At 37.7% G+C, this 9,540-nt stretch carries 12 protein-coding genes; all 12 read left to right on the top strand.

Features of this window, described 5'->3' with window-relative positions:
• Nucleotides 1–143: 143 nt before the first annotated feature.
• A complete protein-coding gene (locus K9L86_08365; GenBank protein ID MCF7908865.1) occupies nucleotides 144–449 on the top strand; it encodes a hypothetical protein in 306 nt (101 codons plus the stop codon).
• Between the two features lie 213 nt (nucleotides 450–662).
• The gene (locus tag K9L86_08360; protein MCF7908864.1) at nucleotides 663–911 is read left to right on the top strand and encodes a bacteriophage holin; all 249 of its coding nucleotides are present in this window, start codon (nucleotides 663–665) and stop codon (nucleotides 909–911) included.
• Nucleotides 912–947: 36 nt separating this feature from the next.
• Nucleotides 948–1,475: a hypothetical protein gene (locus K9L86_08355; GenBank protein ID MCF7908863.1), complete on the top strand. Its 528-nt coding sequence runs from the start codon at nucleotides 948–950 to the stop codon at nucleotides 1,473–1,475.
• A 20-nt stretch (nucleotides 1,476–1,495) separates the two neighbouring features.
• Nucleotides 1,496–1,840: a hypothetical protein gene (locus K9L86_08350; GenBank protein MCF7908862.1), complete on the top strand. Its 345-nt coding sequence runs from the start codon at nucleotides 1,496–1,498 to the stop codon at nucleotides 1,838–1,840.
• A gap of 299 nt (nucleotides 1,841–2,139) precedes the next feature.
• Nucleotides 2,140–2,769 carry an OmpA family protein gene (locus tag K9L86_08345; GenBank protein ID MCF7908861.1) on the top strand — a complete coding sequence of 210 codons (630 nt, stop codon included), beginning with the start codon at nucleotides 2,140–2,142 and terminating at the stop codon, nucleotides 2,767–2,769.
• Nucleotides 2,766–3,101: a hypothetical protein gene (locus tag K9L86_08340; GenBank protein ID MCF7908860.1), complete on the top strand. Its 336-nt coding sequence runs from the start codon at nucleotides 2,766–2,768 to the stop codon at nucleotides 3,099–3,101. Before K9L86_08345 ends, K9L86_08340 begins: the two co-directional genes overlap by 4 nt.
• A 99-nt stretch (nucleotides 3,102–3,200) precedes the next feature.
• Entirely contained in the window at nucleotides 3,201–3,905 is a 705-nt protein-coding gene (locus K9L86_08335) for an isoprenyl transferase (GenBank protein ID MCF7908859.1), read from the top strand.
• Entirely contained in the window at nucleotides 3,898–4,689 is a 792-nt protein-coding gene (locus K9L86_08330) for a phosphatidate cytidylyltransferase (protein MCF7908858.1), read from the top strand. Before K9L86_08335 ends, K9L86_08330 begins: the two co-directional genes overlap by 8 nt.
• 7 nt (nucleotides 4,690–4,696) lie before the next feature.
• Nucleotides 4,697–5,851, top strand: coding sequence for a 1-deoxy-D-xylulose-5-phosphate reductoisomerase (gene dxr, locus K9L86_08325; GenBank protein MCF7908857.1), 1,155 nt, complete (start codon nucleotides 4,697–4,699; stop codon nucleotides 5,849–5,851).
• On the top strand, nucleotides 5,848–7,233 hold the full coding sequence (rseP, locus tag K9L86_08320) for an RIP metalloprotease RseP (protein MCF7908856.1): 1,386 nt from the start codon (nucleotides 5,848–5,850) through the stop codon (nucleotides 7,231–7,233). The genes dxr and rseP overlap by 4 nt, the downstream gene beginning before the upstream one ends.
• On the top strand, nucleotides 7,226–8,284 hold the full coding sequence (gene ispG / locus K9L86_08315; protein ID MCF7908855.1) for a flavodoxin-dependent (E)-4-hydroxy-3-methylbut-2-enyl-diphosphate synthase: 1,059 nt from the start codon (nucleotides 7,226–7,228) through the stop codon (nucleotides 8,282–8,284). Before rseP ends, ispG begins: the two co-directional genes overlap by 8 nt.
• A complete protein-coding gene (locus tag K9L86_08310) occupies nucleotides 8,271–9,521 on the top strand; it encodes a CpaF family protein (GenBank protein ID MCF7908854.1) in 1,251 nt (416 codons plus the stop codon). The genes ispG and K9L86_08310 overlap by 14 nt, the downstream gene beginning before the upstream one ends.
• Nucleotides 9,522–9,540: the final 19 nt, after the last annotated feature.

The raw sequence follows: 9,540 nt of genomic DNA, 5'->3' as shown, positions 1-9,540 counted from the left end.
GGGTATTTGAAGATTTTAGTAATTTTAAATTACAATCTGATAAAAAAGTTTACCATTTATCTCCAGCCTAATGTAGGGCTTGCGATAAATGGCTTGATATTTTGAGAGTAGAATATACTGGACAATTAACATAGGAGGATGTAATGACAGAAAATAATGGATTTAAAAAATTAATAATTACGGTAGTTATACTACAGATCGTGACTCTAGCCGCCCTTATTTTTTTACTGACAGACAGATTAGAATCAAAGAAGCAATATTTTAAAAATATGCAAGAATACGATCAACGGGTGAAAGAAAGAGATGAAAAATACAAGCAAGAAATTAAAGAGTACGAGCAAAGAGTGAAAGAGCACGAGCAAAGAAAGAAGAGAGACGATGAAGAGTATGAGCAAAAAATGAAAGAGTATGAACAGAGAGTGAAAGAAGATCAACAACAGAATAAATAATAACGAATATAAAAAAATAAAATAAATAATTTATAGTAATATCTTTGAATAAGACAATTCAGTGGATCCCAACTCCAATTGATATAAATCCTTTCCGGGGACTATTCTTTTCTATTTGACCGATTCTTTTTCCGGAGCTATCATATATTTGTAATTTTGGTAATCTAGAATTTTATTCAGGTCATTAGAGCCTTTAAGAAATAAGGAGGAACTATGGCAAAATTAGATGTAAAAGCTTTAGGGCTTACTTTGGGTATTGTTTGGGGGGTAGCTTTATTAATTATGGGCATGGTAGCAATGTTTTTTAACTACGGGGGTGGGTTTGTAAGAGCTCTGGGTTCAATTTATTATGGCTATGAGGCTACAACCTTAGGAAGTTTAATCGGAGGCTTTTGGGGATTTATAGATGCGGGTATTTGTGGAATTATAATAGCCTGGTTGTATAATAAGTTTGCTAAATAGATAGATAAAGTTCTGCAAAAACAAGGAGACGTGGAAATGAAGGTAGCACTTAAATCATTAGTTTTTTTGGCAGTTGTTATAATTGTTTTAGGATTTTTTCTTCCTTGGGTGCATGTTGAATCAAAACAGGTAGGAGCAATATCAAAGCTTCTAACCGGTAAAGCACAAAGTAATATTGCGGCAATTTCTGGTTTTCAAATCCCGGTTATGGCTAATGGCGCCGATTCAAGATTGGTTATTAGTATTATTCAGATATTTAATCCCGGCATAAAAAATACCGACAAGAAAAGCTTTGCCGTCTGGGCAGCTCCGGTTTTAGCGGTTATTATTTTTCTTTTAGTTTTGTTTTTCGGAAAGAACCGTTGGCTGTATCTTACTTTTGGCATAGTTGGCCTAGCAATATTTTTTGTCGGTGTTTATAAAATTAAAACTACTGATTTGGATAAATTGGTCTTACAGGTAAGAATTGGTTTAGGACTTTGGATGATTCTTTTGGGGTATTGTCTTTTAGGGGCATCAGGAGTTTATAACTTTTTTGGTTTATTGAAAAACAAGAACGGTTAAAGTAATAGGGAGGTGTTAGTATGAGAAAAGGGTTGATTGTTCTAATGTTGGGGATTTTTGTAGCAGGATCTTTGGTTGGTTGCAGTTCGAATAAAGCTGGATCAAGTAAGGAAGCCATAAACATTGCTAAAGCTATCGAAGACACTCAGGAGAAGGCGACTTATTTAATTTCTCAGGCCAAAACTTTTTATAATTCTAAAGAGTTCCAGCAGGCAGTTGATCTTGCCCAGTATGTCTTGAGATATGTTGATAAAGATTCTCAAGATGCAAAAAGTATTCTTGAGAAAGCCAAGACTGCCTTAAAAGAAGCTGCCGGCCAGGCTGTTAACGATGTTAAGAGTAAAATGGACAATCTTATAAAGTAATAAGGAGGTAACTCATGGCTTGTGGATGTGGTTCTAAGAGTAAATGTAAGCCTAAAAAGAAGCCTAAAAAGAAGGCTAAACCTAAGAAATAAAATAGCAAAAAGTATATGTTGAGAGGCAACTCTTCTTTTGGGGTTGCCTCTTATTATTTGTTTTATTTAAAGGAGTTTTGAAGGTTAGGGGGGTAAGTTTTGAGGTATCAAATTACTTGACTTGTAAAGCCTATTATGATAACCTAATTTTGGTTTGTTTATGGTAAGTAACTTATAGTCTAATAGTAAATAAAGAGTGAGGTTGTGATGAACAAAAAAGGCCTTTTGTTATTAGTTATTTATGTTTTTGTTCTTAACGGATGTGCGATAGTTTTTCAAAAAGGAAGACGTTCAGATCTCGAAAAAATACAGGTGCTTAAAAGTGAGCTTCAAGAGCTAAAAAGTACCCAGCAGCTTTTAGAAAAAAGGCTGTCCGGTGAGATAAAGGATAAACAGGTACGCCTTGAGATGGCTGAGAAGGGGTTAGTGATAACCTTTGTTGCTGAAGTTCTTTTTGATTCAGGAAAAGCTAAGCTAAGAAAAGAGAGCTTACCAATTTTAGATAAGGTTATCAAAATCCTCAAATCGGAAGTTCCCGACAATGATATTGGGATTGAAGGCCACACCGATAACGAACCAATAAAATTCTCTCGTTGGAAAACAAACTGGGAGCTTTCAGCTCAACGTGCTCTTGGTGTGCTTTATTATCTTGAAGAAGAGGGAATTAATCCTTTGCGGTTGTCAGCGATTGGCTATGGAGAATACAAGTTAGTTGCATCTAATGACACCCCTGAAGGTAGACAGACGAATCGACGCGTAGAGATTGTAATTTTACCTAAGGTGGTTAAGAAGGCAGATCCTTTAGGCTCGCAGCTAGAAGAGGAGGAGTTAAAATGAAAGATAGCCCATTAATTATAAGTCTTTTGATCGGTTTAATCGTTGTTCTGGTGATTGCCGGTGTGTCGATATTGGTTAAAATGAATTCTTTGTCTAGTGAATACAAAAAACAGCTTGCTAAGAACATAAGCTGTGAAAAGGCCACTGAAGATCTAAAAAAGACAATAGAGACTATCCAGGGTGATAATGATAAGCTAAAGGAAGATATTACCCTTTTGAATGTTCAGCTAGAATCTTTGAGTTTAGAGAATTCTAAGCTTGAGAAGCTTAAAGATAAGCTGGAAGATAATTTGAAGGAAGAATTAATGAGGCAGAAGCTCGGGGAACGTTAATTTAACCATAGTAGCCGACGTATTCTTGCAAGAGGGGGCCCCAAAGCCCCCTTTTTTAGTGACATAAATTAATCAATTGGTAACGCTAACAGGCTTAGGATGGAAGTTCCTCAACATATTGCTATAATTATGGATGGAAACGGCCGTTGGGCAAAGAAAAAAGGCCTTTTGCGAACAGCTGGCCATAAGCGAGGCATAGAGAAGATAAAAGAAATAGTTCGTGAGACTAAGAAACTAGGCGTACAGGCGCTTACTATTTTTGCTTTTTCTACCGAGAATTGGAATCGACCGAAAAAAGAAATCGATTTCCTTTTTCGTTACTTAGATAAGTTTCTTGATGATTACAAAAAGGAATTGATGAAGGAAGAGATAAGACTAAAAGTTATCGGTCGGAAGTCAAAACTTAAAAAAACAACGGTAAATAAAATCAAAGAACTAGAAAATCTTACCGAAAATCATAAGAGTTTTTTCTTTAATATTGCTATAGATTACGGAGGACGGTGGGATATCGTAGGAGCCACCAGAGGTATAGTGTCTGATTGTATTAATAAAAAATTAACCGAATCTGACATAGATGAAAAGACATTCGGGAGTTATCTTTCTTTGGGGGATGATCCCGAGCCGGATCTTTTAATCAGGACGTCAGGGGAGCAGAGGATAAGTAATTTTCTGCTTTGGAATTTAGCGTATAGCGAACTTTACTTCACCGAGACTTTTTGGCCTGATTTTGATCACAGCGAACTCAAAAAAGCAGTTGCTGCCTATTCAGCCAGAGAGCGCCGATACGGAGAGATTCATGGCTAAACGATTACCTCCAGCAATTATTTTGATTTCGCTTACTATTTTTTGTCTTTTTTACTATCCCTTGTGTGGTTTGTTCGTTACCTTGTTGATTGTTATCGGGCTTTATGAGTTTTTCTATATGGTTGAAAAGAAGGGAGTGAAAATGTTCAAGCCTTTAGGGCTTTTTGTTGGAGCTTTGATACCGGTGACTATTTATTTTGGTTTTTCTCCCGGTGAAGGCTGGCAATTCATGTTTGTTGTTATAGCTCTTTTTATTTTGTTTTTATTAGAACTTACTAAAAAAGAGACTCATCAGTCGGTGCTGTCAATTTCGGCAACTGTTTTTGCGGTTATTTATATTTCCTGGTGTTTTTCTTTTTTAATCAGGATAAGACAGCTTCCCGAGGGGGCGCTACTTACCGGGTTTTTAATTTTGGTCACCAAGTCTTCGGATATGGGAGCCTATCTTTGGGGAAAGAACTTCGGTAAAACTTTACTTATTAGAAGGATAAGCCCCAAAAAGTCTCTTGAGGGTGCAATCGGAGGATTTTTTACTAGTTTAGGAGTAGGTGTTGTTTTTTCGTTGTTTATTGGAAGTATTAATTTTTGGGAGAAGTTTTTCCTAATTATTATTTTAGCTATTGTCGCTCAGCTGGGAGATCTTTTTGAGTCTTTAATAAAGCGGGATTGTCAGGTAAAGGATTCAGGTAAGCTTCTTCCTGGCATGGGTGGAGTTCTTGATGTTATGGACAGTTTAATTTTTACTGCTCCGACTTTTTATCTATATTTGACTATGATGCGTTGATAAAATCATGAAAAAAGTATTAATATTCGGTTCAACCGGTTCAATTGGCAGGAATGCTTTAGCGGTAATTCGTAAGACCAAAAATGAATTCAAAGTCATTGGTCTTACGGCTAACAAAGATATAACTACGCTTAAGCGTCAGATTAAGGAGTTTCATCCTTCCTATGTATGCGTTAATGATGAGGCTAGGGCTAAGCGCTTGAAGTCAGAGTTACCCAAAGGCATAAAGCTTTTTGTCGGCCAGAAGGGTTTGTTGGAGTTTTCGAGTTTAGAGTCAGACATTTCTCTTATGGCAATTTCCGGTGTTTCATCGCTATTGCCTCTTCTAGAAAATATAAAATATACCAAGAGAGTAGCTTTAGCTAATAAGGAGTCTTTAGTTACCGCTGGTGATTTAGTTTTTAAAAAAGCCACCAAACATAATACCGAGATTCTACCGGTGGATAGCGAGATCAATGCTTTGTTCCAGCTTTTTGAAGAGAAAAGATCTTTAACCAATGGAAGTCTGGGTAAGGTTTATCTTACTGCTTCCGGAGGTGCATTGTTCGGCTATAAGCAGAAAGACTTATCTCGGGTGAGCGTAAGCGAGGTCTTAAATCATCCAACCTGGAAGATGGGTGCGCGGATAACTGTAGATAGCGCTACTTTAATAAATAAAGCATTTGAAGTTATTGAAACTCATTTTTTCTTCGGTTTGCCTTATGAAAAAATCGATATTCTTTTGCACCGTGAATCAGCAATTCATGCTTTAGTTGAAAAAACCGATGGTACTCTTTTTGCTTGTATTTATCCACCGGATATGAAGATGCCGATTTCTTTCGCCCTTCATTATCCGAAGCGTAAAGCTCAGAATCAGAAAATTAACTTTAGAGGTAGTTTTTCCTATAACTTTAAACCAATTCCTTATGCGAGTTATCCCTTGCTAAGAATAGTCCTTGAAGCGGCTAAGAAACAAGATAATGGTTTGGCAGTCCTAAATGCCTCTGACGAAGTGGCAATTGATCATTTTTTAAAAGGAAAAATAAAGTTTACTGATATTTATAAAATCATAGCTCATATCTCTAAGATTTACCCATCTTGTGATATTAAGAACGTTAATGATGTTCTTTATTGGGATAAGTGGGCTAGAAGAAAAACCGAAGAAAGGATAAATAAACTATGAGTTTTCTGTTAACCCTTGTAATTTTTGGTATTCTTATTGTGGTTCATGAATTTGGACATTTTATCGCCGCACGTCATTCCGGAGTTAGGGTCGAAAAGTTTTCAATAGGCTTTGGCCCACCTCTATTTAAGTTTAAAGGTAAGGAAACAGAATTTTTAGTTTGTATTTTTCCTTTGGGCGGATATGTGAAGCTAGCCGGCGATAACCGTTCTGAATCTGAAGGCAAACCGGATGAGTTTTTATCGAAATCACCCGGGATAAGAGGGAAAATAGTTTTTGCCGGGGTATTTTTTAACTATTTATTTGCTTTAATTATATTTTGGCTGATTGCTTTAATTGGTTTTCCTTATCAGGATACGGTTATCGGTGGTGCCTTTAGCGATTATCCGGCTCATGAGTCCGGCCTGGAAGAAGGTGACCGGATTGTGGCTGTCAATGGTAAAGAGATAACCGGTTGGAGAGAGTTAGAGAGAAAAATTCACAAGTCCCAAGGTGAGGTTTCACTCTCAGTTGAGAGAGGTGACCAAATTATATCAGTGTTAACATCTCTTAAACAGGAAGAGATCACCGATGAATTTGGCCGAAAGGTTACGGTTTCGATGTTGGGAGTTTTCCCTTATCGTAATACCACGATCGGGAACTTGCTGGAAAAATATCCGGCTAAAGAAGCCGGTTTAAAGCAAGGTGATAAGATTGTGGCTGTCGGTGGTGTCTATGTAGACAGTTGGAAAGAGATGGCCGAACTTATTCATAAAACTAAGGATAAGGTATCACTTACTATTGAGCGAGAAGGTGAAATTATATCAGTAGTTACCGACGTTAAAAAAGACGAAATTACTAATTCTGATGGCAAAAAAGAGTTAGTGTCTTTAATCGGAATCGGTCCTTATGCTGAGGTTCAGTTTAAGCGATACCCGTTTTTTAAAGCCTTTTTAAAGGGCACCGAGACTCTTTTTGGCTTAACTGCCGATATCTTGAAGGGTTTTTCGGCAATCATTACCGGAACCATATCGTTTAAGGAGGGGGCAGCCGGACCAATCGGTATTTTTTATATTACTTCTGAATACATAAAGGTTGGCTTTGTCGCTGTGCTGCAGCTTATGGCGGCTTTAAATATAAGTTTAGCGATAATCAATTTGTTTCCGATTCCGGTATTAGACGGTGGGCATATTTTATTTTTGTTTATTGAAAAACTAAGAGGGAAACCAGCCAGCGATAAAGTAGAAGATTTCGCAACCCGGGTCGGATTAACTCTCTTGGGTATACTTTTCGTATTTATTACCTATAACGATATTGTCAGGTTTGGTTCTGAGACTTGGAGCAATATATCAAATGGTAGTGTCCAAGTTTGGAATAAATTACAGGGAAAAACTAGTGAATAGATTTAAAACTAAAACAGTAAAAATTGGAAAGTTAAAGGTAGGAGGGGCAAATCCGATAAGGATAAAGGCAATGCTAAAGACGCCGACCCGAGACGTTAGAAATTTAGTCAAAGAATTAAGGCAGCTTGACACCGAAGGAGCTGAGGCGGTCCGTCTTGCGGTAAGAGTTGCTGAAGATGCCAAGCTAATTTCAACTTTAAGAAAACAAACTAAACTTCCTTTTGTTGCGGATATTCACTTTGATTATCGGTTAGCTCTCGCAGCAATTGATCAGGGGTTTGATGCGATTCGACTGAACCCTTTGAATATATCTAAACCAAAAGAAGTTAAAGAGGTCATTCGGGCGGCTAAAGCTAATCGAATTTCGATTCGTGTTGGGGTTAACTCAGGAGGATTTAAAAGAAAATTTGCGACACCGACAAAGCTGGCCCAGGCGATGGTTAAATCCTGCGAAAATTATCTTAAGCTATTTGAAGCTGAGGCTTTTTTTGATTTAATGTTTTCTTTAAAAGGCTCTAGCGTGACATCGACAGTTCAGGCCAACAAGCTTTTTGCTAAAAAATATAATTACCCATTGCATTTGGGGGTTACTGCCACTGGGCCATTTTTAGAGGGTACCGTTAAGTCATCGGTAGGTTTGGGAGCTTTGCTTAATGAAGGTATTGGTGATATTATAAGAGTGTCATTGACTGCTCCTTCTTTTTGGGAGGTCCGCATAGCCAAGCAAATTCTTCAGGCACTTAACCTCAGGCGGTTCGGTCCAGAAATTATATCTTGTCCTACTTGTTCGCGCTGTGAGGTTAATTTAATAGATATAGTAGATAAATTTAAAAAAAGGCTTGAGAAAGCAAAGGTGGAAGAACCTTTAGAAATTGCTTTAATGGGTTGTGTGGTTAATGGGCCAGGTGAAGCCCGACAGGCTGATATCGGTGCAGCTTTTGGTAAAAACAAAGCTGTAATTTTCAAGGGTGATAAAATTTTAAAACGAACTAGCCAGGGAAAGGTAATTGATGATTTGCTAAGGGGGGTGACCGGACATGGATCTAGGTAAAATTAAGAATGACGTCAGAAAAGAGATAAGTCTTTGGGTCGGTGAGGCACAAAAATTAAGTGAAGATTTTATTCGTGAGCGAGCCGAACTTTTTTTCAAGCATAAGGTTGAACAAGGTCATTATCTTGATCTTAAAAAGGAAGATAAGGAGCAAATAATTCAGTCCTTATGCGCTGATTATACCGGCTTAGGTCCGATACAGAAGCTGATGGATGACCCAGACATAACTGAAATTATGATTAATGGCCCCGAAAAGGTATATATCGAAAAAGCCGGCAAAAAAGGCAAGACTAAAATAAAATTTGAAAACAGCGACCACTTAAGATATATCGTTGAAAAGATGATTCAACCTACCGGAAGAAGGGTTGATGAGAGCTATCCTTATGTTGATTTTGCTCTAGAAGACGGTTCCCGGGTAAATGTTATTTTGCCGCCGCTTTCAGTGGGTGGAGCAACGGTAACCGTTAGAAAGTTTTTACGTTCGATCGAAACTGTTAACGATTTAGTGAAATTAGGCACGATTGACGATCGGATGGCTGAGTTTTTAACTGCTTGCATTAAAGTTAGGGCTAATATTCTTTTCTCCGGAGCTACTGGAAGCGGTAAGACTACGACTTTAGAGGTACTTTCTTCTTCGATTGGTCCTGATGAGCGGATTATTACTATTGAGGATGCTTTGGAGTTGACTTTACGCCAGGATCATGTTGTACGTCTTTTGACTCGTCCGCCGAATATTGAGGGAAAGGGTGAAGTTGCTATTCGGGATTTATTCTGCAATACCCTGCGTATGCGTCCGACCAGAATTATTTTGGGGGAAATTAGAAGTGAGGAGGCGATGGATTATCTTCAGGCTTTAAATAGCGGACATAAGGGTTCACTTGCGGTAATTCATGCTTCTAATCCAATGGACACCCTAACTCGTTTAGAGACTACAGCACTTTATGCAAGCCTTAATTTGCCTACTTGGGCGATTCGTGAGCAGATTGCCTATGGTTTAGATTTAATTGTTCAACACGAGCAACTTATTGACGGTTCACGAAAGATAACTTATCTTACTGAAGTGCAGGACTTAAAAGATAACCATATCATTCTTAAAGATATTTTTCGTTATGAATCAGAAGGGGTGAGTGAAGATTTAGTTTCTCAAGGTAAATTCAAAGCCTATGGTAAACCGAATTTCTTCTCATTGTTTAAAAAGAAGGGAATAAAAATAAATGAAAATATATTTAAAGATTAACAAAAGAGGTCGTATCTAG

The organism is Candidatus Omnitrophota bacterium (assembly GCA_021735655.1).
In the GTDB taxonomy this organism is placed as follows: domain Bacteria; phylum Omnitrophota; class Gorgyraeia; order Duberdicusellales; family 4484-171; genus JAHKAJ01.
This window is presented reverse-complemented; position numbering and strand designations above follow the sequence as displayed.